This window comes from Microcystis aeruginosa FD4 (assembly GCF_009792235.1).
Classification (GTDB): domain Bacteria; phylum Cyanobacteriota; class Cyanobacteriia; order Cyanobacteriales; family Microcystaceae; genus Microcystis; species Microcystis viridis.
Genome location: NZ_CP046973.1, coordinates 4,656,876 through 4,680,696, shown reverse-complemented (window position 1 = coordinate 4,680,696; position 23,821 = coordinate 4,656,876). Strand labels below are relative to the sequence as shown.

20 protein-coding genes and 1 pseudogene are annotated in these 23,821 nt (G+C 40.8%); 15 read left to right on the top strand and 6 right to left on the bottom strand.

Features of this window, described 5'->3' with window-relative positions:
* Positions 1-278 precede the first annotated feature (278 nt).
* From GQR42_RS23330 to GQR42_RS23310, 5 genes and pseudogenes are all read left to right on the top strand, one after another.
* Positions 279-1,010, top strand: a pseudogene (locus GQR42_RS23330) (formylglycine-generating enzyme family protein); the annotation flags it as partial.
* A 465-nt stretch (positions 1,011-1,475) separates the two neighbouring features.
* Positions 1,476-1,685 (top strand): hypothetical protein, encoded by a 210-nt coding sequence (locus GQR42_RS23325; protein ID WP_002771197.1) that lies wholly within the window; start codon positions 1,476-1,478, stop codon positions 1,683-1,685.
* Positions 1,682-1,948: a type II toxin-antitoxin system RelE family toxin gene (locus GQR42_RS23320; protein ID WP_158201806.1), complete on the top strand. Its 267-nt coding sequence runs from the start codon at positions 1,682-1,684 to the stop codon at positions 1,946-1,948. Before GQR42_RS23325 ends, GQR42_RS23320 begins: the two co-directional genes overlap by 4 nt.
* 484 nt (positions 1,949-2,432) lie before the next feature.
* The gene (vap15, locus tag GQR42_RS23315; protein ID WP_158201805.1) at positions 2,433-2,669 is read left to right on the top strand and encodes a type II toxin-antitoxin system VapB15 family antitoxin; all 237 of its coding nucleotides are present in this window, start codon (positions 2,433-2,435) and stop codon (positions 2,667-2,669) included.
* On the top strand, positions 2,647-3,072 hold the full coding sequence (locus GQR42_RS23310; RefSeq protein ID WP_158201804.1) for a putative toxin-antitoxin system toxin component, PIN family: 426 nt from the start codon (positions 2,647-2,649) through the stop codon (positions 3,070-3,072). Before vap15 ends, GQR42_RS23310 begins: the two co-directional genes overlap by 23 nt.
* 109 nt (positions 3,073-3,181) lie before the next feature.
* Here the strand turns inward: GQR42_RS23310 and GQR42_RS23305 are convergent, their stop codons facing one another.
* Both GQR42_RS23305 and GQR42_RS23300 read right to left on the bottom strand, forming a co-directional pair.
* Positions 3,182-3,439: a hypothetical protein gene (locus GQR42_RS23305; protein WP_158201803.1), complete on the bottom strand. Its 258-nt coding sequence runs from the start codon at positions 3,437-3,439 to the stop codon at positions 3,182-3,184.
* 371 nt (positions 3,440-3,810) lie between these two features.
* The gene (locus GQR42_RS23300; RefSeq protein WP_158201802.1) at positions 3,811-5,775 is read right to left on the bottom strand and encodes a flavin-dependent dehydrogenase; all 1,965 of its coding nucleotides are present in this window, start codon (positions 5,773-5,775) and stop codon (positions 3,811-3,813) included.
* Between the two features lie 121 nt (positions 5,776-5,896).
* Here GQR42_RS23300 and GQR42_RS23295 point away from each other — a divergent pair, with 121 nt between their 5' ends.
* From GQR42_RS23295 to GQR42_RS23285, 3 genes are all read left to right on the top strand, one after another.
* Positions 5,897-6,139 carry a hypothetical protein gene (locus GQR42_RS23295; RefSeq protein WP_002763591.1) on the top strand — a complete coding sequence of 81 codons (243 nt, stop codon included), beginning with the start codon at positions 5,897-5,899 and terminating at the stop codon, positions 6,137-6,139.
* Between the two features lie 7 nt (positions 6,140-6,146).
* Entirely contained in the window at positions 6,147-6,962 is an 816-nt protein-coding gene (locus GQR42_RS23290; protein ID WP_158201801.1) for an LmeA family phospholipid-binding protein, read from the top strand.
* A 231-nt stretch (positions 6,963-7,193) separates the two neighbouring features.
* On the top strand, positions 7,194-7,874 hold the full coding sequence (locus GQR42_RS23285) for a GerMN domain-containing protein (RefSeq protein WP_158201800.1): 681 nt from the start codon (positions 7,194-7,196) through the stop codon (positions 7,872-7,874).
* Between the two features lie 44 nt (positions 7,875-7,918).
* Here GQR42_RS23285 and GQR42_RS23280 read toward each other — a convergent pair whose 3' ends face one another.
* Positions 7,919-8,980, bottom strand: a complete 1,062-nt coding sequence (locus GQR42_RS23280; protein ID WP_158201799.1) for a mechanosensitive ion channel family protein — start codon at positions 8,978-8,980, stop codon at positions 7,919-7,921.
* Positions 8,981-9,008: 28 nt separating this feature from the next.
* On the opposite strand from GQR42_RS23280, the gene GQR42_RS23275 reads away from it, so the two are divergent.
* From GQR42_RS23275 to GQR42_RS23260, 5 genes are all read left to right on the top strand, one after another.
* Positions 9,009-9,500, top strand: coding sequence for a c-type cytochrome (locus GQR42_RS23275; protein ID WP_158201798.1), 492 nt, complete (start codon positions 9,009-9,011; stop codon positions 9,498-9,500).
* 132 nt (positions 9,501-9,632) lie between these two features.
* Positions 9,633-9,761 (top strand): hypothetical protein, encoded by a 129-nt coding sequence (locus GQR42_RS29650; RefSeq protein ID WP_257792602.1) that lies wholly within the window; start codon positions 9,633-9,635, stop codon positions 9,759-9,761.
* A 146-nt stretch (positions 9,762-9,907) separates the two neighbouring features.
* Positions 9,908-12,058 (top strand): O-linked N-acetylglucosamine transferase, SPINDLY family protein, encoded by a 2,151-nt coding sequence (locus GQR42_RS23270; RefSeq protein ID WP_158201797.1) that lies wholly within the window; start codon positions 9,908-9,910, stop codon positions 12,056-12,058.
* A gap of 17 nt (positions 12,059-12,075) precedes the next feature.
* The gene (locus GQR42_RS23265; RefSeq protein ID WP_158201796.1) at positions 12,076-14,229 is read left to right on the top strand and encodes an O-linked N-acetylglucosamine transferase, SPINDLY family protein; all 2,154 of its coding nucleotides are present in this window, start codon (positions 12,076-12,078) and stop codon (positions 14,227-14,229) included.
* 17 nt (positions 14,230-14,246) lie between these two features.
* Positions 14,247-16,421 carry an O-linked N-acetylglucosamine transferase, SPINDLY family protein gene (locus GQR42_RS23260; protein WP_158201795.1) on the top strand — a complete coding sequence of 725 codons (2,175 nt, stop codon included), beginning with the start codon at positions 14,247-14,249 and terminating at the stop codon, positions 16,419-16,421.
* Between the two features lie 480 nt (positions 16,422-16,901).
* On the opposite strand, the gene GQR42_RS23255 is transcribed toward GQR42_RS23260, so the two are convergent.
* The 3 genes from GQR42_RS23255 to GQR42_RS23245 all read right to left on the bottom strand — a co-directional run bounded on the left by GQR42_RS23255 (position 16,902) and on the right by GQR42_RS23245 (position 20,004).
* Positions 16,902-18,386 (bottom strand): hypothetical protein, encoded by a 1,485-nt coding sequence (locus tag GQR42_RS23255; RefSeq protein WP_158201794.1) that lies wholly within the window; start codon positions 18,384-18,386, stop codon positions 16,902-16,904.
* 323 nt (positions 18,387-18,709) lie between these two features.
* Positions 18,710-19,651 (bottom strand): glycosyltransferase family 2 protein, encoded by a 942-nt coding sequence (locus GQR42_RS23250; RefSeq protein ID WP_158201793.1) that lies wholly within the window; start codon positions 19,649-19,651, stop codon positions 18,710-18,712.
* 83 nt (positions 19,652-19,734) lie between these two features.
* The gene (locus tag GQR42_RS23245; protein WP_158201792.1) at positions 19,735-20,004 is read right to left on the bottom strand and encodes a hypothetical protein; all 270 of its coding nucleotides are present in this window, start codon (positions 20,002-20,004) and stop codon (positions 19,735-19,737) included.
* 219 nt (positions 20,005-20,223) lie between these two features.
* Here GQR42_RS23245 and glmM point away from each other — a divergent pair, with 219 nt between their 5' ends.
* Positions 20,224-21,663, top strand: coding sequence for a phosphoglucosamine mutase (gene glmM, locus GQR42_RS23240; RefSeq protein ID WP_158201791.1), 1,440 nt, complete (start codon positions 20,224-20,226; stop codon positions 21,661-21,663).
* 57 nt (positions 21,664-21,720) lie between these two features.
* Positions 21,721-23,448, top strand: a complete 1,728-nt coding sequence (gene hpsL / locus GQR42_RS23235; protein WP_158201790.1) for a hormogonium polysaccharide biosynthesis protein HpsL — start codon at positions 21,721-21,723, stop codon at positions 23,446-23,448.
* Positions 23,449-23,821: the final 373 nt, after the last annotated feature.

Genomic DNA, 23,821 nt, shown 5'->3' with positions numbered 1-23,821 from the left:
TGTTTGATATTCAGGTAGAATTAATGATAGAATTGGTGCGTTACGGCGGATTGTTAATTTTGTTTTTTTGACCGGATTTGTAACCGACTAATCCACCCTACACTTTACTAATTCTTAAGATTCCCATAGTTCACCTACTTCAAAAATTTAGGAGGCTTGAAAAAATGTCAAAAAGATGGTCGCGCCGTAAAGTTTTAAAACAGTTGGGGTTAGTTACAGCCGGGAGTGTCGCTAGTGTTGTTTCTTCATGTCAGTCTATTACTCAATTTCGTCCTCAACCGATAAATCTAACTCCATTTACAGAGAAACTACCCAAGGGAGTAACACTGGAGATGGTAGGCTTACCAGCAGGTCAATTTCTCATGGGATCTCCTGACAGTGATCCCGATACTGACAAGTCTGAAAAGCCTCAACATCTAGTTAAAGTAAACAGTTTTGCGATTGGCAAATATCCGGTGACTCAGGCACAATATCAAGCAGTAATGGGAACAAATCCCTCTAATTATAAAAACAATCCGCAAAATCCGGTAGAATGGGTTTATTGGAACGATGCTCAAGCCTTTTGTAAAAAATTGAGTCAAATAACCGGGAAAACCTATCGCCTCCCCACAGAAGCGGAATGGGAATATGCCTGTCGTGCAGGGACAACCACTCGCTTTTATTTCGGTGATGATGCTAATCAGTTAGGAGATTATGCTTGGTATGACGGAAATTCTCAGTATACAACTCATCCTGTTGGTCAGAAAAAGCCAAATGCTTGGGGGCTTTATGACATGAGTGGCAATGTTTGGGAGTGGTGCGAAGACAATTGGCACTATAACTATGAGAATGCACCAAGGGATGGCAGTGCTTGGCTGACAAATGATAATGATGATCGAACACTGCGGGGCGGTTCTTGGTGCGACGATCCTTATCTCTGCCGTTCCGCTTTCCGATACTACCTCAACCGCCGCGACAACAACTACGACTTCAGTTTTCGGGTGGTGTGCGGTGCTGGGAGGACTCTGTAACCCTTTTCCCCTTTTTTTCCCTTTTTACCCTTTTTTACTTTTTTCAATTTTTCTCTTTTTCCCGCCTAGCGGCGGGTCGATTTTTTGGGAAAAAATTGAGGTAGTAATCTGTAGGTTAAGTTAAGGTTCGTAGTTGCGCTGAATTCGCCAACTTCTGGGGAAAATCGGGCTAGAGCCTCGACAACGAACCTAGTTTTATTACATAGTGAATCTGTGAATGATAATGCTCTCATCGATCAACTCAAACAAGCAGCGATCACCGATCTCGTAAGGTGCGTTAATGTTAATGTAACACACCAGCCAATTTGACATAGTGGGTTACAGTAACCTATAATACATATAGCGGTATTCAAAGTCATGAAGTACGCCGATTTTCTGGCTTGTTACCTGTTCCCTCGCTCCCCATTCATAATTTATAATTCATAATTCATAATTCATAATTCATAATTCAAAGGACTAACCGCAATGTCATCGATCATTACCGAAGAAAAAACCAAAGAAATCCTAACCGAAATCCTCATTGAAATGATGCAAAACAAACGGGAACTATTTTATGAAATTGTTATCGAAGCCTTAGAAGATATTGGTTTAGCTAATGCTATTACGGAAGGATTAAATGGTGAATTTGTTCCAGAAGAAGAAGTTTTTGCTATTCTCAATGGAGAAGCTGAATGAAAATTAAATTTGTAGCTAAATTCTCCAAAGACTTAAGAAAAATTAAAGATCAAAAACTATTATCTGAGATCAAAACTGTTGTCAATGAATGCAAATTAGCTCAAACACTGGATGATATAAAAAACCTCAAAAAGCTTAAAGGTTATCAGGGTTTTTATCGTATCAAAATAGGAGATTATCGCATTGGTGTTGCAATTATTAACGATGAACTGATCTTTAGTCGATTCTTACACAGAAGAGAAGTTTATAGATTTTTTCCCTAATCCAATCCATAAAATCGTCCATTCTTTGGATAAGCCTGACTCTTTTGATAGCTTGTAGGGTGCGTGTTTGCGCGTATTTAAAGGAAATTTGTTAATAATTAAATTATGATCGCGCCGTAACGCACCATCTTAAGAAAATTGCTGCGTTATGCTATGACTAACGCACCCGACAAGAGCCGCTACTGTGTCCTCTGTGTGTGGAGTGGTTTTTATTATGATTATTTAACTGCTACCGAATATCCCCCCGTAGCAATCTCTCCCTAGTAACAGGTTTCTAGTTCCTGTTTGATATTCAGGCAGAATGAATGATATAATTGGTGGGTGGGGCGTGGCTCTCTCGTGCAAAAACTTGTAACCTGTAGAATATAACAATCTCAGGTTTTTTATCAAGTCTAATTTTAGTGGTTTTGCTCCCGTAAACATGAGCTTTTCAGGCACTTGATACCTAATACCTCGCTTTATCAATAAACAATAATTTGAGAAAATGAACCAAAAAACTTACCAACTAACCTTAAACTTTGACCAGATTTTAGATTTGGTTAAACAACTCCCAGAAAGTGACAAAATACAACTCAGTAAAGAACTCGAAAAAGAAACTTTAAATCAAAAATTAACCCAACTTTTAGAAACCTTTAAAACTGATGAGCTTTCCCTAGAGACAATTACCGAAGAAGTGGAGGAAGTTAGGGCTGAAATTTATGGACAACAAGCCACCGATTAAAGTTATTATTGATACTAACCTTTGGATTAGCTTTCTTATTGGTAAACAGTTAGCCAGTTTAAAATATCTACTGATTGAAAAAACTCTTGTGCCGATTTTTTCTCCACAGCTACTTAATGAAATTAACCTTGTTACCAAAAGACCAAAATTACAAAAGCATTTTCCCCAAAGTAAAGTTCAAGAGTTACTTGAACTTTTAAGCATAATTGGGTTATGTATTGAGACTAAATCAAAAATTAATATCTGTAGAGACGCTAAAGATAACTACCTTTTAGCCTTAGCCAAAGATAGTCAAGCTGACTTTTTAATTACAGGCGATCAAGATTTATTAATTTTGCAACAATTTGGAATAACTAAAATTGTTACTTATCAACAATTTTTAGTAATCTGTAGATTGGGTTGACGTAAGGAACCCCAACTCAATTATTTAAAAGTGTTGGGTTTCAAAGCACGTTCAACCCAACCTAGGATAAGACTTTATTGATGATCCCTGTCAATCAGGCGATCGCAATTTAATTGATGCCCGTAATATGTTGTAAAATCGTATCTAATTTTTGGTTAATCTCATCACGAAACTCTTCAAAATTAGATTGAAGCCGATCAACTTTATCTTCAAGATGATCAATTTCCTCATAGATCCGATCAAAACTCCGGTTTAGCTCTCTTCCTGTCACTTGGGTATCTTCCAGACGCTCCAGGCGCCGATTAAGACTCCTCAATTGAGGCTCCACTTCATAATTTTTATCGTTCGGTTCCTGAGCTTGTGCCATAGGGAAAATCGTTGAATGAGAACACCTTAACTCAATTATATGTTAACTATTGACTAAATAAAAGATTCTACTTCTCTTAAATCAGCTTGTAGGGTGCGTGTTTGCGCGTATTTAAAGGAAATTTGTTAATAATTAAATTATGATCGCGCCGTAACGTACCATCTTAAGAAAATTGCTGCGTTATGCTATCACTAACGCACCCGACAAGAGCCGCTACTGTGTCCTCTGTGTGTGGAGTGGTTTTTATTATGATTATTTAACTGCTACCGAATATCTCCCCGTTTAGTGTGATTAACTTCCAATCGAACTTTAAAAACCAACTTCTCAGTTCTCACTTTCCTTTATATGAAAGTTTACCTGATAAATATCCCCTAATTTCTTAGGCCATAATTAAAACTCAATAACTTTAACCATAGGCGAGGATTGTCTTTTTCTAGCCAGCTTTGGGAGTTTTTTAACCATTGGGGAAACCAGGAACCAAAAAGCAAATTTTTGACTCCATCAAGGCTAAAATCGAGATAGGAACCCAACCAGCGAATTAAATCCTGACTGCCAGCCATTTCTGCTATCCATACCAGTAAAGCGGGGTTTTTTCTGGCCGCTTTAATTGCTAAACGGCTAAAGGTCAACCAATCGGTTTTATCTTTAATAAAAGTTTCAGAAACCTCCTGCGGTTCGTCGGCCAATAAACCGAAAAATGTGTTTAGCATGGCGTTAATTCTTTGGGGGGGTAGGGTTTTTCCCGTAGGAACCATCATTCCTTTAGAAAATAACCAAGTTACCGCCACATTACTTTGATAGGCCCGCACGTTTTCTAGGTCTTTAGCTGTTAGTAAATCGTGTTTTAAGGCCGTATCCAAAAGATGGGTTAAGCGCTCTAAATTACGCACCAAAGAACCGAATCCAGTAAAGATTAACGGTGATTGCAGGGAGGCGGCATCCCCAATAGCTAAAATGCGATTAAAGGAGACAATTCTATCTTTTTTGCCTGTGCTAAAATGCCCCGGTATATAACCAAAAGTGGGTTTTTTCCAAGTTAATTTTTCTGGGTCACACTGTCGATATTCTGGCAAAATAGTAAAGAAATCTTCGTACATTTCCAACAGAGAACCAGGGTTATCGGGATGGACTTGATGATAGTGAAATAGATAGAAGGTTAATTCTTTTCCTTCCCCCGGAAATAATTCCCAAATTAATTGCCTACCTTTAGAAATATCGCCATGGGAATTTAAGACATCGCCATAGTGAGAATCCCACACCACCGGCTCGAATCCTTCTACTACTGCCCCCACCGTCGGACAGACACTATCAAAGGCGCGCACTCCGTTTAATTGCCAAGCAATGGCAGAAGCGGAACCCATGGCATCAATCAATAAACGGCCTTTTATCTGTTGAATTTCTCCACCATGATTAAGGGTGACAGTAACACTATTGGCGGTAATATCAGCCTTGATAAATTCCGTTTGATCGAGAATTGTACCGCCATGATCCTGTATTTTTTTACCGCAGGATTGCAGCAATTTATCGGAATTAATGGCGATATTTAAAACCGTGGGAGTATGGAGAATTTTGGCTTTCAGATGGGGGGGATTATTGCCATCAAAAAACTTATTAAAGCCATCGATGTATTCTTGGAAGATTAATTCCTCGAATTCTTCGGCAGTAAATAGGCCTAAATTAATTAAACTTTGAAACTCCGATCGAGAGATATTCCATTCCCGATTCATCCGTCCGAAAGGTAGTCTTTCTACTAAGAGGACTCGATAACCTAATTTGGCCATCTGTGCCGCATGAATTGCCCCCAAGGCACCACCAATATAAATTAAGTCGTAGGCGATGGGATGATCATTTTCCTCACTGCTAGAGAAAATTACTGGCTGCGGTTGTTGGGGATTTTTGGCACTGTCGCGCCAACGTTTTTCCCACCAGTACAAGCGTTCTAAGTCCGCCTCCCCTTGCGGCATTTTGCGGAAGTAATGAACCGTTAGGGGGTAGTCCGCTTCTAAAGCTGTAAAAATTGAGTGATTTTTTTGATCGATATTTGGTATCGTGTTATACTGCGGCGGAAAACGCTTTTGTAAAGCTCGATCGAGCTGCTGAGTCAGGGATGTTTCTCGGTCATGCGATCGCTCACCCCAGCGGAAAACTTTTAAATAAGTAGTCCGTTGCAGCGTCCAGACAAAAATCGACAATTCGATCGCCTCCGATAAGCGCAATCTCACCCCGTTAGGTGTATTTGTCTTGACACCGCTTCCGGGTTGCCAATCGGATTGTAACCACTGACAAACGGCGATCGAGTCAGGAGTCGGAATTTCTCTGTAAAGTATTTCTTTCATCTTGATTTAGTTGTTAAACCCAAAAATCGTCTGATTACGCTAGACTACACAAAAAGTTTTCTGAAAAAAGTTTAAAAAACTTTACACACCTAGATTAATACACAGCCTACCCCATCTGATTATGAATTATCCCATCCCGACTACCCCCGAAGAAATTGCCGCCCTCCGACAGCGTCCCGTCGATGAGGAGATGATCGCTGCCGTGATTGCGGGAATTATTAGAATGGCCCGCGCTCAGGGTCAATCTCTCGATGATCTGACTGAAGAAATTCTCGCAGAAGACCCGATTTTAGATCAAGTGCAACGACGTTGGTTAAGTCAGCTTTTGACTAATGCTTGGCAAAATTTAGCTGGATGGGTGTAATTGAGCGATGGAATGGCTAACAATCACTCTCGCTAGTGTTTTGACCCTGTTAACCCCCGCAGGGGCAATTATCGATACGGTTTTAGCCCATACCCTTCGCTCCCAAGTCCAAAAAGTGGAACAATTAGCCGTGAGAGTCGATAATACTCCCAATTATCAGGCTCTGCAAGGCAAAATCGCTCGAGTTCGCATTTCTGCACGGGGAATTTATCCCCTTGCTGATGTTCGTATTGAGAAGATCGAGCTAGAAACTGAGCCAATTAGCCTCGATTTGCGGCAATTACAGCAAAAAAACGGCAGTTTAGCCGCCGCACTGCGCCGACCGGCTGCGGGAGCATTGCATCTTGTCCTCACGGAAACTAATGTTAATCAAGCTTTACAATCGGCAGCGGTCAAAGAGCAAATTCAGACCCTGATTAATCATCTGATTCCCTCTAGGGGAGAATTTGGTAGCACAAAATATCAACTTAGTCAAGCAAATTTTAATTTTCTTAATAATAATCGAGTCACCCTCAGCCTGCAGCTAGAGACCCAAAGGCCAGACGAACCAGCAGCCAGCCTCAATCTGAGCTTAGAAGTGGGATTTAAGCTAGTGCAGGGGCGAAAAATCGAGCTTATTGAACCCACAGCCACTCTTAATGGTCGTCGCATCTCCTCGCGCCTTCTCAAGGGGTTTGCCGAGGGTATATCCACCCAGTTAGATTTAAAAAACTTCGAGAAACAAGGAATTATCGCCCGCCTTCTACAATTGCAGATCGACGATGATAAGCTGAGTATAGCCGTCTTTGGCAGAATTGAACCTCGATCGGGGAACCCCAACTAAATTTAACGGTCAGAAAAGATGAGATCGGAATTATGAATTATGAATTATGAATTATGAAGTGGGGTGGTGGGGAGATGGGGAGATGGGGAGAATAAAAGCGTTCGACTGATAACTGATAACTGATAACTGATAACTGATAACTGATAACTGATAACTGATAACTGATAACTGATAACTGATAACTGATAACTGATAACTGATAACTGATAACTGATAACTGATAACTGAATTATGCCTAGTTCTCGCTCTAGTGATAAAATCTCTTTGCCTTGGATAATTGGTATCGGTCTCGCTTTATTTACTGCTGGTGGGGCCACTGCTTGGTTTGCCGTCCATCACCTATCTTCCCCCCAGAAAACTAGCGAAAACCCGATTGAATCTCCCAGTCCAGTGCCGATAATTGAATCGCCAATTGTTAAACCGGTTTCTCCAGGTCCAGTGGAGACAAGTCCGACAGCAACTCCGGCAGCTATTCCTGTTAGGGAAAATCGACAGGTTTATTGGTTAAAAGTGACTGATACGGGTAATCAATTAGTCACCCAAGAAATTACCGTTCAAAAAGCAGATAGCGACGACCGAGAGTTAACAGCAGTATTGAAGATACTATTAGCTGGTCCAAGTAATCCTCAGGATATGACTACTATTCCCCCCGGGACTAAATTACTTGATTTAAAAGTAGATAAAACGGGAATTAAGATTAATCTCTCGCGCGAGTTTGGTAATGATGATGGTCCTGATATGCTGATCGGTCGTTTGGCACAAATCATCTATACTACTACTAGCGAGGATCCCAATGCCAAAGTCTGGATTCAAGTGGAAGGAAAACCCCTAGAATTATTAGGAGAAGGCCACGGTATTGAAGTTGTCCAACCGATGACTCGTAAGTTTTTTAAGGAGAATTATCAATTGTAAGTTGTCCGCGCATTTCAATGGTTTGTTGCGATAGCGAATTGAAGTTAACTAGGGGGATTACTGGGGGGATAGGGAAAAAGAATTGGATAGGGAATTTTAATTCCTTCTTGCTGATAGCGTCGGTGTAGGAGTTTAATAAATTCGTGTTTAATGGTGAGATGTTGAAAAAATTCTTCTTCTACCACCTTGAGATAAACTGTTAGCACAATGCTATAGTAATCGAATTTACGATAAAGGATCAAGGGTTTATAGTTACCGAGGTGAGGTTGCAATAACTGAGCGATTTCTTGCATAACTTCTAGGGTAACTTTTTCGACTTTTTCTAAGTCACTATCGTAACTAATGCCCACTTCCACGGGAACCAGTAGGGAGTTATCCGGTAAACTATAGTTACGGAAACTAGAAGAAATGATCTGAGCATTGGGAATGACCAAAAGATTATTGGTAATTTCTTCGATGACTGTGCATCTTAAATCCACATCTCGCACATAACCAGCTTCTCCCGTTCTCAGTTCAATATAATCTCCCGGTCTAACTTTTTTAGAAGTGATAATATTAATCCCTGACATTAAATTAGCTAAGGTATTTTGGAGAGCTAAACCGAGGGAAACACCCCCAATACCAAAGGCAGTAAGCAGGGGAGTTATCGAAATGCCAATCGAGCTTAGAATAAGCAAAAAACCGCAGCTAAAAATTATAACTTTGGCGAGAAATTCAAATAGGGAAGTGAGGGAAGAAATGCCATCATCTCCCGTGGTATAAACTCGTAATATTTCCACGGATAATTGAGCAACAACCCAAGTAGCTGAAGCTAAAAAAGCCACTAGCAGAAATGTTTTGCTCAGGAGAATGAGGGAGGGAAAGAGGGGAAGATTGGGAAGGGAGAGGGCAATATTTAACCCCAAAAGTCCGAACCAAAGTATGCTTAATCCACGCAGGGAGCGTAAAACCCCTTCCGAGAAACGCAGGTTTTTTTCTCTGGCAATCGATAAAAGTTGACTGACAACGCGCTTTTCTACGAGCCATCCCAACAGCAGGAAACTGAGGATGATGGTGATAGGTAAGATAATATAGGGCCAATCTTCCAGTCTGGTTAATAGGTTCATTGCTAGAGGGTTAGAAAAAGATGCAGTTTTGTCTTATATTATTCTCCATTTGCCTATCTCTAGCAGCGGCGGTGGAATTTTCGGACAAAAAGTTGCAAAATGTAAAGAGGAACTCATCTTTTCTTCGGCAGCTTTCGTGAATAGTCAGTTATTTAAACCAAAATTCGGGCTTTATCGATTCTTAATGGTTATAATCGTGGTTTTATTGCTGATTAGCACCTTTTTAATTGCTTTTCATCTGGCTAAGATGTCGGATCCCTACATTAAAGAGGTGTTATCCCGACAAGGTAATGTCAGTCGCGGTTACGAAATCTTTCAGATTAACTGTGCTGCTTGTCACGGTCAGTTTGCTGATGGCATCGTCGGACCAAGTTTAGAGGACGTTTCCCATCGCAAATCGAGAATTAGTCTGATTGAACAGGTAATTAGCGGTAAAACCCCACCAATGCCCAAATTTCAGCCCGATTCTCAAGCTATGGCCGATTTATTGGTTTATTTAGAAAATCTTTCAAAAAACTGACTTGAAAGAGGGTGTAGGGTTTAGGGTGTGGGGTATGGGGTGTAGGGTGTGGGGTGTAGGGTGTGGGGTGTGGGGTGTAGGGTGTGGGGTGTAGGGTGTGGGGTGTGGGAATTATAAATTATAAATTATGAATTGGGGTGTGGGGTGATGGGGAAGTGGGGAAGTGGGGAAGTGGGGGAGTGGGGAAGTGGGGGAGTGGGGAAGTGGGGGAGTGGGGAATTTCAACTAAAACCCCAACACCCCAAAACCCTAACACCCTAACACCCTAACACCCCAACACCCCCCGCAACGCGCACGCAGTAACCACCCCAAAACCAAACCCCTGAGCGACTGATAAATTTTACTTATATAGAAAAATTTTGCTTCTATTTGGGTACGCTAGTAGAGACACTTAACGATAAATACTTATGTCTTGGCATTCCCAAGTTGAACCGGCAATTATCCAAGGAGATTTCTGGCAAGTTAGCCAGTTTTATCAAGAACTGATAGAAAGAGAACCCCTAGAAATTAGTCATTATTGGTATTTAGGATTAGCCTATCTTTTGGAAGCTAGGGAAGAAGAAGCACAAACTACTTGGTTATTCGTCCTCAGTCAAGGGGATGAACAGGAAATGACTGCGTGGACAGCAGATTTAGTCAATATTTTAGATGGGGAAGCGCGAAGACAATTAGAGTTAGGCAATTTAGAAACCAGTTGGTTAATTCGAGGACATATTCGCGAGATTAGTCCCGATAATATTGATAATTTACTGCGGTTTATTTTATTAGCAATTGATTTGAATTATTTTGATCAAGAGCAGTTAAAAACTTGGTTATTTGTTGATGTGTTAAAAACAAATGATTTCCAGAGTCTAGAGTTAAGTTTATTGGAAGAAGTTTTAGAAAAATTTCTCGATTCTCAGATACCAGAAACCGTCCCTTACTTAGAGGCAATATTTCAATCTAACTGTCAGCGACAAACTTTTATCAAAGTAGTAGAAGCTAAAGTAACTTCTCTAGCCATTAATAATAAACCATTGGCTATTGATATTATTAATACTTGTTTAGCAGTGGAACCAGAGCAAATTTATCTGTTAGCTGAACTTTATCAATGTTATTTTGATAATCGAGATTTTCCCGCTGCTATCCAAGTAGCTAATCAATTAAAAACAAGTTGTCAAGGGTTGCCTTCTCAAGCTGTCGCTGATTTTATTGCTCTTTATGTTAAATTATTTAGTGGTAATTGGGTCGATATTAAGGCAGATATTGAAGAATATACAGAATCCTTGCAAAAAAGTATCACTAATCGAGAATGTCCAAGATTATTGGATAAACCATCCCTAACAATTTTATCCCCTCTAGTTTATCTAGAAGATAACCCAAGAAAAACCCGTTATATTAATAATTGTGTTGGTCAACTTTTTCAGGAATATGTTCGCAATAAGTATAACTGTCATCCCTGGCAAAAATCGACTATTAAAGATACCAAAAAAGTTCTTAAAATTGGCTATATTGCCCATACTTTATATAATCATTCTATCGGATTAATCTCTAGATGGTTAATGAAGTATCATGACTATAACCAGTTTCATGTATCTTTATACCTAGTATCTCAAAAAGAAGACCTTATCACTGAAAATGATTTTAAAAATCGGGTAAATGCCTGCTATAATTTACCTTTTAATCCGCCGCTAATTGCTGAAAAAATTAGTCAAGATAACATTGATATTTTAGTAGATTTAGACAGCATCACTAATAACACAACTTGTCAAGTCATGGCACTAAAACCCGCACCAATACAAGTGACTTGGTTAGGTTTTGACGCGTCAGGAATTCCAGCAATTGATTACTATCTTGCTGATAATTACGTTTTACCAGCAGCTGCACAGGAATATTACCGAGAAAAAATTTGGCGCTTACCTAATTCCTATATTTGTGTGGATGGTGTCGAGGTTGCTTCTCCCTCTCTCCGAAGGGATGATTTAGGGATTCCAGAGGATGCAATTAATTACTTAACCGTACAAACGGGGGTTAAACGTAACCCTGAAACTATTCGACTTCAGCTACAAGTTTTAAAGGCAGTTCCTAATAGTTATTTGAGTATTCAAGGGTTAAGTGATGCTAAATCAGTAGAAAAATTATTTTTCAAAGTTGCCGAGGAAGAAGGAATTAATTATGAGAGATTAAAAATCTTCCCCCTCTATCCCACAGGAATTTATCGAGCAAATTTAAGGATAGCTGATGTGGTTTTAGATACCTATCCTTTTACGGGAGGAATGACGACTTTAGATGTACTGTGGATGGGGATACCTTTGGTTACAAAAGTTGGTCAACAATGGTCATCGAGAAATAGTTATACTTTAATGGTTAATGCGGGAATTAGTGAGGGTATTGCTTGGAGTGATGAGGAGTATATCGATTGGGGAATTAAGTTGGGTAAGGATGAACAATTGAGACGCAAAGTTATCGCTAAATTAGATGAATCTAGAAAAACTTCACCGATTTGGAATGCACGTCAGTTTACTAAAAATGTGGAAAGCGCCTATCGTCAAATGTGGCAAATCTATTGTGAAAGTTAATCAGGGAGAATTAAACCATGTCTTGGCAAAATGAAGTTAAAACCGCTTTAGAAAACAATCAATACGATATTGTTAGTCAGTTTTATGAAGAACTGATAGAAAGAGACCCCTTAGAAATTAGTTATTATTGGTATTTAGGATTGTCCTATCTTTTGCAAGGAAGAGAAGAAGAAGCACAAACGATATGGTTATTCGTCCTCAGTCAAGGGGATGAAGAGGAAGTGATGGGGTGGACAGCAGATTTAGTCAATATTTTAGATGGGGAAGCGCGAAGACAAGTGACGCTAAAAAATTGGCAATTAAGCTGGGTAATTCGTCAGCATATCTACCAGATAAATCCAGATAACCTAGAAAATTTATTATATCTAGTCCTGTTAGAAATTAAGCTAGAATATTTTTATCCTCAAAAACTTAAAGATTGGCAAATAGTTGATTTAATTAATTCGGACAAGTTAGAAACTTTCGATACAAATTTACTCCTACACACAATCTATAAACTTCTAGATTGGCCAGCGCAAGAAGTTTTAGATATCATCATAACCCTTTTAAAAATAGAGTCACAACAATCGGCAATATTGGAAATTATCGAACAACATATTGAAAAGATTTATTATAGCGATAAAACTAATGCTTTTATTTTGACTCTTAGCTGTCTAGATATTATACCCGATCACTTACCACTTTTGTATAAAATTCATCAATACTATTTCGATACTGGTAACTTTGAGTTGGCCATGAAAACTGTCAATAAAATCAGGAATTTAGCCAGTGATAAAGGATCAAAACTGGATAGTGTTTATCTGCTACTCTATACGGAACTTTTAGCAGGTAATTGGTTAAATATTGACAATCAAATCCAAGAATATTATCAAGCAATTCAAAATAATTTAGAACAGCATCAATGTCCAATTAGAAATCAAGCTGAGGTTATTTTTATCACTTCTCCCTTAGCTTATTTAAAAGATGACTTAGTGGGTAATCGCTGGTTAACTAATCAGTTAGCTAAACTGTTTCAAGAGGCAGTTAGAAAAAGATTTAATCAGGTTACTATCGATTCCCAGAGACCTAAAGATGTCAATAAAAAGCTAAATATTGGCTATATTGCCAATACTTTACGCCGACATTCCGTTGGGTTTTTAAGTCGCTGGTTAATTCATTATCATCAACGAGACGACTTTAATATTCATCTCTACCTAGTCAATCAAGTCGAGGACGATATTACGGAACAATGGTTTAAAAATAAAGTGTATAAGTATGATAATTTACCAGCCAATCCCCAAATTATTGCCGAAAAAATTAATCAAGATAACATCGATATTTTAGTAGATTTAGATAGCATCACTAATGATAACACCTGTCGAGTTATGGCCCTTAAACCCGCACCAATTCAGGTGACATGGTTAGGACTAGATGCCGCGGGAATACCTGCGATTGATTACTTTATTGTGGATGATTTAGTTCTAGAAAAAAATGCCCAAGAGTTTTATCAAGAGAAGCTTTGGCGCTTACCTAACTGTTATCTGTCCGTGGATGGATTTGAAATCGGAACACCAACGCTAACCCGACAGGATTTAAACATACCGGCAGAGGCAATTACTTATTTAACTTTGCAAGTGGGATTAAAAAGAAATCCTGCCACAATTCGCTTACAAATGCAGATTATTAAAGCAGTACCCAAAAGTTATTTATTAATCAAAGGTGCAGGAAGTGAAAAGCTTATCAAAGATTTATTTATCAGCATTGCTAAAGAGGAAGGAATCGATGAAAATAGATTGCGCTTTCTCTCAGGAGTTGCTAAGGAAGAAATTCATCGCGCTAATCTCCAAATTGCCGATGTGGTACTCGATACCTATCCCTATAGTGGTGCAACCACTACTCTAGAAACTCTTTGGATGGGTATTCCTGTAGTGACAAAAGTTGGACAACAATGGGCCAGTCGTAACAGTTATACTTTTATGACTTATGCGGGAATTAGCGAGGGTATTGCTTGGAGTGATGAGGAGTATATTCAGTGGGGAATAAAATTGGGAATGGATGAGGAATTAAGAAAAAAAATAGCCTTGCAATTGCAAGCTTCTCGTCAAACAGCACCGCTTTGGAATGCACGTCAGTTTACTAAAGATGTGGAAAATGCCTATCGTCAAATGTGGCAAATCTATTGTGAAAGTTAATCAGGGAGAATTAAATCATGTCTTGGCACAATGAAGTTAAAACCGCTTTAGAAAACAATCAATACGATATTGTTAGCCAGTTTTATCAAGAACTGATAGAAAGAGAACCCCTAGAAATTAGTCATTATTGGTATTTAGGATTATCCTATCTTTTGGAAGCTAGGGAAGAAGAAGCACAAGCTACTTGGTTATTTGTTTTCACTCAAGTAGAAGAACAGGAAACTGATTCATGGATGCTAGAATTAAGCAATATTTTAGCAGCCGAAGCTAACCGACAATTAGAGTTAGAAAATCTAGAAATCAGTTGGTTAATTCGTAAACATCTACAGGAAATTAATCCCAGTTATCTCGATAATTTACTGCATTTAACTCTCGTTGAAATTAAATTAAATAGATTTCATCCTCAACAACTGCAAGAATGGCAAATACTAGAATTAATTACTCAGGGTTCAGTTAACTCTCAATTATTGGAAAGGGTAGTAATTGCCGTCATACCTTACGCTCATGAATATACCATAGAATTAGTTCGGTTAAGTTTACCCTATCTTGACAATTCTCTAGAATTACTTAATCACGTCATAACTATTACCGGAAGCTTTGCTTTTGAGAAATATCAACCTATTTATTCCGTTGACTTAGCGGAAGCTTTTCTTCCCCTTTATCCCGAAAGTTGGTACTTAGCGGTTAATCTGTTTTGGTTTTATATCTCTTTACCTGACTATGAAAAAGCCATAAATTTAGTCAATAAGTTGCAAGATAAAAGTCAAACCATTGATTTAAAAATGTTTAGTCAATCTCTTCTCTTTAATGCTTCTTTGCGATCCTCAAAATGGAATGACATTCCTAGTATTTGTCAAGAGTATAAACATTTAATTAGACAATTCTTACAAGAAAAACCTCAAGATATACATCCCTTAGTGCGGGAAGCGTTACTAACAGTTATGAATCCGATTTCTTACTATGAAGATAACCCGAAAGAGAATCGACTAATTTTAAATCAGATTGGCAGTTTTTTTCAAGAAACCTACAAAGCAATGCTAGGTTTTCAGGAGGAAAGTTTTGACAAACCTAGAGAAGATAATGCAAATAAAAAAATTAAAATTGGTTACATTGCCCAAAGCTTAAAACGTCATCCCGTGGGTTTATTGAGTCGTTGGACTATTAGTTATCACAATCGTGAGCAGTTTGATATTCACCTTTATCTGGTGAGTCAACCTGTGGATGAAATAACTAAAAAATGGTTTTCTAATCCCGCAGATAAAATCTATCATGCTACTGCTGATTCCTTAGCAACCTACCGCAAAATTAAAGAAGATAACATCGATATTCTGATAGATTTAGATAGTGGTACTGGAGCAATTGTCGCCCAAGTTATTGCCCTTAAACCTGCCCCTATTCAAGTTAACTGGTTAGGTTTTGATGGTTCCGGTTTACCCTCAGTAGATTATCTTTTAGCAGACCCTTATGTATTGCCAGAAAATGCCCAAGAATATTATCAAGAAAAAATCTGGCGTTTACCTGATGCTTTCGTCGCTGTGGATGGGTTTGAAATTGCAGTTCCTACCCTGCGAAGAGAAAATTTAGGTATTAATAACGATGCGGTTATTTATCTAAGTTCTCAAACAGCAATTAAGCGTAATCCGGCGATGATTCGCTTACAAATGCAAATCATCAAATCCGTACCTAATAGTTATTTCCTGATTCAGGGAGTTGCTGATGCTAATTCCCTCTGGGATTTATGCTGTCAAATTGCTGCAGAAGTTGGGGTAGAAACTAATCGAATTAAGATGGTTCCTCTCTATAATACGGAAACCTACAGGGCAAATTTAGCCATCGCTGATGTGGTTTTGGATACCTATCCCTTTAATGGTGGTACAACCACCCTAGAAACCCTCTGGATGGGAATTCCTCTGGTGGTTAAAGTGGGGCAACAATGGTCATCACGCAACGGTTATACTTTAATGATGAATGCGGGAATAACCGAGGGTATAGCTTGGAGTGATGAAGAATATGTGCAGTGGGGAATTAAGTTAGGATTGGATAAAAATTTAAGAGAAGAAGTCCGTTGTAAACTCCGAAAGTCTCGTCATACATCTCCCCTCTGGAATGCTAAACAATTTACCAGAGATTTAGAAACTGCTTATCAACAAATGTGGAATATTTACAGCCTTTCCCATCAAGATGAAGTCTAACCTAATTTGCCATCGACGACCGAGGACTGACTCCCCTAAAAGGAAAACTTCCTACCTCATCATTAAGATAACTGCCATAGATGGGAGAAAATCCCTACAGATGCTAGATTTTGATAGCAAATTTGTTTTTAATAGTGTGATTAACTCCCAAGTTATCGATTGTTTCTCCCCACTCCCCACTCCCCACTCCCCACTCCCCGCTCCCCTATACCTTTTAAACAGGATTTAGTATTAATGGTGAGGTAAGCTGTACTGAATTTAAACTGCGTATTGGAAATTTTAGTACAAATGCTCAAACTACTTCTCCCCGCTCCGCAGCTCCAGCGCTCCCCTGCAATCTTAACGAGTAATTTAGATAGTCAACAGCTTATGAGGTTTTCGTTTTGGGGAGTCGGTCGTCACTTTGAGGCAAGAAAGTCAGAAGCCAGAAATCGGGCGGGGAAGAAATTCTGTCTTCTGCCTTCATAGCGGGCAATCTGCCTACTGATGAGATTCTAGCGTCGTGGTTTTGCTATTGTCCCCATCCGAGAATAAATCATCGCTAAATAGATCATCAAGGGACAGTTCTTCCTCAGAAGGCAGGGATTCTAGATTTCCCGTTTCTTCATTATCCAACATACTGAAGAAATCTAGTTCTTCTTGGTTACTCAGAACAGAAGAACCTTTTTTGTCGTTAGCTTCAACTTTAGGGGTTTCTTCAGCAAAAGGATCGAATAATTCGGAGCTATTGCTGTCAGCAGTATCGGCAAATAACTCATCTAGAAAATTTTGATCATCAGCGAATTTTTCTGCGTCGGTGAGTAATAAATCAGAGAAACTGGTGTCACTGATAACGGTTTCTTGACTGAAGCTCTGATTGTAATTACCTGATAATTCTTCTAGGTTACTGATCGTTCTAGTTTCTTCCTCTAATTGTAGAGCCTTGAGAAATTCTATCTCAGCAGCGGACATCTCCCAGTCAGATATTGCTTGTTCTTCCATGACGGGAAAATCTTCAACCATAGTCATTTCTTCTGGAGAAACTAAGGTTTCTTCCCTGCCGTTTAAACCGTCAAATGTCTCCATTGCTGGGGCGAATTCTGGTTCTATTTCCAGATTTCCTTCTAGGCTTTCAAAGCCGCCAAACATCTCCATCTCAGGAGTTAATTCTGCTGCCGAATCTAGGGTTTCTTCAGTGACGAAACCATCAAAAGGATTCACTTCACTGGCGAACTCTGATTCAGAAATGGGCGTTTCTACCAGCGCTTCAGGAGCAAATTCTGGTTCTAATCCTAGGGTTTCTTCAGTGACAAAACCATCAAAAGGATTCATTTCTTCGGCACTGGGACTATCGGGGAAATCATCCCAGGGTTCGACGATTTCAGTGATTTGATCATCTTCTTGAATGGGCAGTTCCGCCACTACTGCTTGGCGGGCGTTTTCTGGTTCTAACAGTTGGCTTTGATAACCCTGTTCTCGTTGTTGAATTTGCGACTGATAGCCATTTTCTAATTCTAGAATCTGCGTCTGTTGACTTTGACGCAGGGACTCCATTTCCCCTTGCTTCCCGTCTATCATCTCTTGAATTTGACTTTGATAGCTTTGGCGCAATTCCTCGATTTTAGCTTCGTATTCCTGTTGAAGTTCCTGAATTTGGGTTTTATAGGCAACTTCCACGGCTTGAGCGGGATTTGCGCTGGCTGCCTCTGGTAAACGCCCTTGGCTATCTTCTAACTCTTTCTGCAATTTAGCCACTTCTTCTCTATAGGTGGCTTCGATATTGCGAATCCGTTCTTCGGAGAGATCGAGTATTTTTAACTGTCCTTTGGTATCTTTTAACTCCGCTTCGGTTTCACCTAAAGCCGCCCGAATTTTCTCATATTTTTGCAGTGCTTCCCTGATTTTTCCCTGTTGGAGGGTATATAAAGCCCCACCCCCGATCGCACCTCCACCGACAAAACCGATTAAAATATCGACGATACTCATTGTGGGATTCCTCCTATAAGAAAATTTACTTCTAATATGCCCAATCTCAGACGATAATTAACAAGGGGCAAACTTGGTCAGTATTTTCGGCAATCGAGCCTCGAAACCGCTGCTCTCTATGCCGATTGCTTTTGATTGTGGCAGCAATTATCAGAAAAAGAAAGAAAATATTCTGTTTTTTCTCGGCCAATGTTGATCTTTATCGCAGTTATCTCGACGGTGAGGTACAAAGTCTCTGGTTTTAGGGAGTCGATGGTCGATGCCAAATCCAGTCATACCTCATCTTTATGAGAAACGCTGTCAGCGGTGTTCGGTAAGACATTTCACTGAAGCTGCATTTCCCGATAAGCTTGATAAACGCCGCGCACGTTGTACCAATTGAGAAAAATGCGGGCAATTTCTAGGGCTAATTGCGGTTTACCTCGATCGATTAACCATTGCAACAGCGGGGAGAGGCTGCGTTCATTCAGGGTTCCTCCTAGGGAAAGTAAACCCCACAACAGTCGATGAATCCAAGTCATTTGAATCATCATCCGCACTTCCCAGGTGGGATGTTTTTGATAAAAAAGCACTCCCATTCGTCCCCGTTGAATTTCCTTATCGATGAGATTGGGAATTTGAGCGAGATTAAAGGGGGGATGCCAATGATAACCAACGGCTTCTGGACATTTGATTAATTTTAGTCCTAATTGCTTCAATCTCATCCCTAATTCTAAATCTTCCCAACCGTAGAGTTGAAACTGGGTATCAAATAATCCCGCTGCTAATAACCATTTTTTAGCGATCGCTACGTTGCCCGTGGCAAAATAGGCAGCGGAGAAATCGGTGATTTTATAGGGTTCACTGGTGGGATGGTCAAAGTTACAGGTATTAATGACAGTGCCGTAGGTAAATAAGCGATCACTGCCGAGACTTGCTGCCCCGGCGGTTAAAGCATCGGCGTGGGCTTGCAAAAAATTTTCTGTCACTACCAGATCGCTATCGATAAAAATAATCGTATCACCACTAGCTTTTTCTACCCCCAGATTCCTAGCGATCGCTGGTCCGCCGTGGTCCTGTTGCCACAGTTGCAGATGGGGTAAATTAGCTTTGTGACTTTCTAGCCAAGCGATCGTCCCATCGGTAGAACCATCATCGACCAGGACTATTTCGTAGTTTTCCACCTTATTATCGGTTAAACGCTGATTTTCTAGGGCGAGTAAACATTTTTTTAAGATTGCTTGGCGATTGTAGGTAGGGATGACAACACTGATCAGCACGCGCATTCGGGGGTCAAGATTACCGTTTCAGCTTACCAAATAACCTAGGTTCCTTGATTAGACCTCCCGCAAAAATCAACAATCTTCATTCAGGAAGCAGGATTCAGGAGACAGGAGATAGGGTGATAGGGTTTTGGGGTTTTAGGGTTTTGGGGTTTTAGGGTTTTGGGGTGATAGGGTTTTGGGGTGATAGGGTTTTGGGGTGATAGGGTTTTGGGATGATAGGGTGATGAGACAGCTTCCCCACTTCCCCACTTCCCCACTTCCCCACTTCCCCACTTCCCCATCACCCCACTTCCCCACTTCCCCACTTCCCCATCACCCCACTTCCCCACTTCCCCACTTCCCCACTTCCCCATCACCCCACACCCCAATTCATAATTTATAATTTATAATTCCCACACCCCACACCCCACACCCTACACCCCACACCCTACACCCCACACCCCACACCCCACACCCCACACCAGATGTAAGGAACCCTGAAAGGAGGATTAAGGTCAACTGGGAACATTGATTTGAAAAAATCGGTGATCATGTTATTCTCTGAATGTGTCGTGTGAGGAAAGGAATCGGCCATGGTAGCTTCTCTATCGTATCAAAATGGGCAAAAAGCTCGATCGCATCCCCTGTTATCCTTAGCAGGTTTGATTGAATTACCGCCATCACCCCTGTTTGGCACGGACGGAATCCGCGGCCAAGTGGGAGAATTATTAACTGCCCCCCTAGCGCTACAAATCGGATTTTGGGCAGGACAGGTATTAAAAAATCAAGCTGGTGTCACCAAACCGGTAATTATCGGTCAAGATTCGCGTAATTCCAGTGATATGTTAGCCAATGCTATCACTGCGGGTTTAACTTGGGCGGGAATAGAAGTCTGGCAACTGGGATTATGTCCCACTCCCTGCGTCGCCTATTTAACCAGAGAAAGCGAAGCGATGGGGGGGATCATGATTTCTGCCAGTCATAATCCTCCTGAAGATAACGGCATTAAATTTTTTGACAGCAGCGGTTTAAAATTATCTGGCAGTTTAGCCGCACAGATAGAAGCGGGTTTAAGGGGCAATTTAGAATTAGCGGATAAACCAGTAAATTGGGGAAAAGCGACTTTTTGTCCCGAATTAATCCAAAAATATTATCAAGCTGTGATTGCTTCCGTCGGGACGGATATTAACCTATCGGGATTAAAAATAGTTTTGGATCTAGCTTGGGGGGCAGCCGTTAACCTAGCACCTTTAGTATTCCAAACTCTGGGGGCGGAAGTTATCTGCTTACATGATCGAGCCGACGGCGATCGCATTAACGTTAATTGTGGTTCTACCCATTTAGAAAGCTTACAGGCGGCGGTGATTAATCAGCAAGCGGATTTAGGGTTTGCCTTCGATGGCGATGCCGATCGAGTCCTGGCCGTGGATAGTCAGGGTAGAGTAGTAGATGGCGATTATATCCTCTATTTTTGGGGTCGTTCCCTCTTAGAAGCTGGACAGCTACCGGATGGGTTATTAGTAGCAACGGTGATGGCTAATTTAGGCTTTGAACGCGCTTGGCAAAAACTGGGGGGTCAATTCTTGCGGACTGCCGTGGGCGATCAGCACGTTCAGGCGCAAATGTGGGAAACTGGAGCCATGCTAGGGGGTGAACAATCTGGTCATATTCTCTGCCATCATTACGGCGTTTCTGGGGATGGAATGCAAACCGCCCTACATTTAGCGGCTTTATTGCAGAAATCTGGATCTTCCCTGGCTAATTTAGTCGATCATAGCTTTGTCACCTATCCGCAGATTTTACGCAATGTGCGGGTGGAAGATAGAGAAGTGCGACGTAATTGGCAGCAATGTGAACCTTTGCGGCGAGAAATCCGCAAAGCTGAGACAGCCATGGCAGAAAAAGGCCGAATTTTGGTGCGCGCTTCTGGGACAGAACCACTAATTCGGGTGATGGTGGAAGCGGAAACCCTAGAATTAGCCAATTTTTGGACAGAAAGGCTAGTGGAAGCGGTGCGAAGCTATCTTTTGTAGTCGATCGAGGGGGACAGGGATTATAATGCCCTTAGCCTAGCCTAGCAAGGGATAATTATGACTGGACTAAGTATCGATCGCCAGAAAAAAAAGAATAAACAAGGCCAAACAAAAGCTGATAGTCCCCCGCTTAACATCAAAGAGAAATTTGCCCTCAAAAAAGAAGAAAGGCAAAAGAAACAAAAGTTAACGGGGTTGATTATTTTTGCCATTTGTGTGGCAATTTTGCTCGGATTACCCCTCAGCTTATTATTTGATGCCAAGATAGGAGCTGCCGTAAGTTTAGCCTTAATTTTAGGAGTTTTCTCCTTTAGCTATCCTCGCACGGCTCTTTGGGCATTTATTATCTATCTCCCCTTCAATGGCACTATCATCTATTGGTTGGGGGGTGGTCAAATCCTCCAGCTAAGTAAAGATATCTTTTATCTACCCGCTTTAATCGCCTTAGTTTTAGAATGTCGAAAAAAGCGATTACCGATTATTGTCCCGAAACAATTAGGTACAACCCTATTATTAATCTTTGTTTTCTGTGTAGTCTGTCTATTAGCCGTCAATTTACAGAGACAATTTTTGCCCACCTGCGACTCCGTGGCTGGGATGAGTGTGTTTAGGGATGGCCGTTTGAGCGCAATTCCCTGTCGGCCAAGTGAGACTTTTCTGCAAGGACTATTAGGATTTAAAGTTTTGCTAGGTTATGTCCCCTTGATCTTCTGCACTTATTACTTAATCAAAGACAAACCCACCCTATTATTTTTTGGTCGTCTCTTAGTGACTGTAGCGATTATTTGTTGTGTCCTAGGACTAATGCAATACTGGATGCTGAAAACCGGTCGTTGTGTAGGAACTAGAGGCTACGCGGGTGATTTACTATACAAAGCCACCTTAGAGGCAAGGTGTTTGGTCGGCGGGGCATTAGTTTATAGCCCGGAAGTGAATATGATCCGTCTACCGGGTACCTTTGTTTCCCCCTGGCACTGGGCCTGGTTTTTGGTCTCTAGTGCCGTAATTTGTTATGCCAGTGCCTTTAGTGAAACTTCCCAAAAATGGCGACTAGCAGCCCTGGTGGGTTTAACCCTAGTTTTTATTAATGCAGTGATCTCTGGGCAAAGATTAGCTTTCTTTGCCGTACCGATGATTATTGGTCTGATGACGATTCTTACGGGACAAATCGCTAACTTAAAAAGATTTTTGCCGATCATTTTTGCCGCCACTTTACTTCTAGCTATCGGTTTTTCTTTCCTTAACCCCGATTTTGTCCAACAACGCTACGATAGTGCCATCGGCCGTTGGCAACAGAGTCCCCCCACCGCTTTTATTCAAGAACAGTTGGATTTTGCGATCCGTAATCAGGGCGGTATTTTAGGTCGTGGACTTGGTGTGGCCACAGCTTCTGCTAGGGTTTTCGGTGATATTTCTTTTGTGGAAACCTATCACAGTAAAGTTTTATTCGAGTTGGGATACATTGGTTTTACCTTGTACATGATATTTATGACCCATCTAGTTTATCTGGCCTTTCGCACCTATCGTTCCCTCAAAGATCCGACTCTGCGAGGTTTTGCCGGTAGTTATTGGGTTTTGCTGCTCTTTGTTGCCTATCTTCCCTATTGGTATGCCCTCGATACGGATCCTGTCGGCGTTTATTACTGGATATTCGCGGGCGTAATTTTTAGATTACCCGTTATCGAAAAACAGGAACAAGAAGCCAAAATCCTGGCGGGGGAAACCGCCACAAAATCCTCCAAAAAGGGCTTAAAATTTAAACGCAAAGGTATTTCTTTAGCTTGAAATATGGGTGTTGGGTGTTAGGGATTTCAGTTATCAGTTATCAGTTATCAGATTTGAGTTTTTAACTGTGCAGTATTAAATAGAAGTTTCCTACTGTCTTTTTACTGTTTACTGTTTACTGTTTACTGTTTAGGCTCTCTTGGAGTTATGGTGATAAGGGACTTGCGCTTTGATAATGTACCTTTTGGGCGAACGCAGTTCGCCCCTACATTGTGGACAAAATCCGTTACTGTAGGGGCGCAAGGCTTGCGCCCTCCGCGCTGCGGGGGTTTGCTGATCACCCTAAGTAGGGCGAGAGCCTTCGAGAGCCACCTTCCAATAAGGGACTTGCGCTTTGATCCTGTGCCATCTGGCTGGTCTGATTCTTCTACAG

Bases quoted from the DNA above. Each gene is read 5' to 3' on its own strand.
- GQR42_RS23265 (WP_158201796.1), top strand. From the start codon at position 12,076: ATGTCTTGGCAAAATGAAGTTAAAACCGCTTTAGAAAACAATCAATAC.
- GQR42_RS23300 (WP_158201802.1), bottom strand. From the start codon at position 5,775: ATGAAAGAAATACTTTACAGAGAAATTCCGACTCCTGACTCGATCGCC.
- vap15 (WP_158201805.1), top strand. From the start codon at position 2,433: ATGAACCAAAAAACTTACCAACTAACCTTAAACTTTGACCAGATTTTA.
- GQR42_RS23255 (WP_158201794.1), bottom strand. From the start codon at position 18,386: ATGAGTATCGTCGATATTTTAATCGGTTTTGTCGGTGGAGGTGCGATC.
- GQR42_RS23325 (WP_002771197.1), top strand. From the start codon at position 1,476: ATGTCATCGATCATTACCGAAGAAAAAACCAAAGAAATCCTAACCGAA.
- GQR42_RS23250 (WP_158201793.1), bottom strand. From the start codon at position 19,651: ATGCGCGTGCTGATCAGTGTTGTCATCCCTACCTACAATCGCCAAGCA.
- GQR42_RS23260 (WP_158201795.1), top strand. From the start codon at position 14,247: ATGTCTTGGCACAATGAAGTTAAAACCGCTTTAGAAAACAATCAATAC.
- GQR42_RS23320 (WP_158201806.1), top strand. From the start codon at position 1,682: ATGAAAATTAAATTTGTAGCTAAATTCTCCAAAGACTTAAGAAAAATT.
- hpsL (WP_158201790.1), top strand. From the start codon at position 21,721: ATGACTGGACTAAGTATCGATCGCCAGAAAAAAAAGAATAAACAAGGC.
- GQR42_RS23290 (WP_158201801.1), top strand. From the start codon at position 6,147: ATGGAATGGCTAACAATCACTCTCGCTAGTGTTTTGACCCTGTTAACC.
- glmM (WP_158201791.1), top strand. From the start codon at position 20,224: ATGGTAGCTTCTCTATCGTATCAAAATGGGCAAAAAGCTCGATCGCAT.
- GQR42_RS23285 (WP_158201800.1), top strand. From the start codon at position 7,194: ATGCCTAGTTCTCGCTCTAGTGATAAAATCTCTTTGCCTTGGATAATT.
- GQR42_RS23305 (WP_158201803.1), bottom strand. From the start codon at position 3,439: ATGGCACAAGCTCAGGAACCGAACGATAAAAATTATGAAGTGGAGCCT.
- GQR42_RS23295 (WP_002763591.1), top strand. From the start codon at position 5,897: ATGAATTATCCCATCCCGACTACCCCCGAAGAAATTGCCGCCCTCCGA.
- GQR42_RS23270 (WP_158201797.1), top strand. From the start codon at position 9,908: ATGTCTTGGCATTCCCAAGTTGAACCGGCAATTATCCAAGGAGATTTC.
- GQR42_RS23245 (WP_158201792.1), bottom strand. From the start codon at position 20,004: ATGGGGAAGTGGGGAAGTGGGGAAGTGGGGAAGTGGGGTGATGGGGAA.
- GQR42_RS23310 (WP_158201804.1), top strand. From the start codon at position 2,647: ATGGACAACAAGCCACCGATTAAAGTTATTATTGATACTAACCTTTGG.
- GQR42_RS23280 (WP_158201799.1), bottom strand. From the start codon at position 8,980: ATGAACCTATTAACCAGACTGGAAGATTGGCCCTATATTATCTTACCT.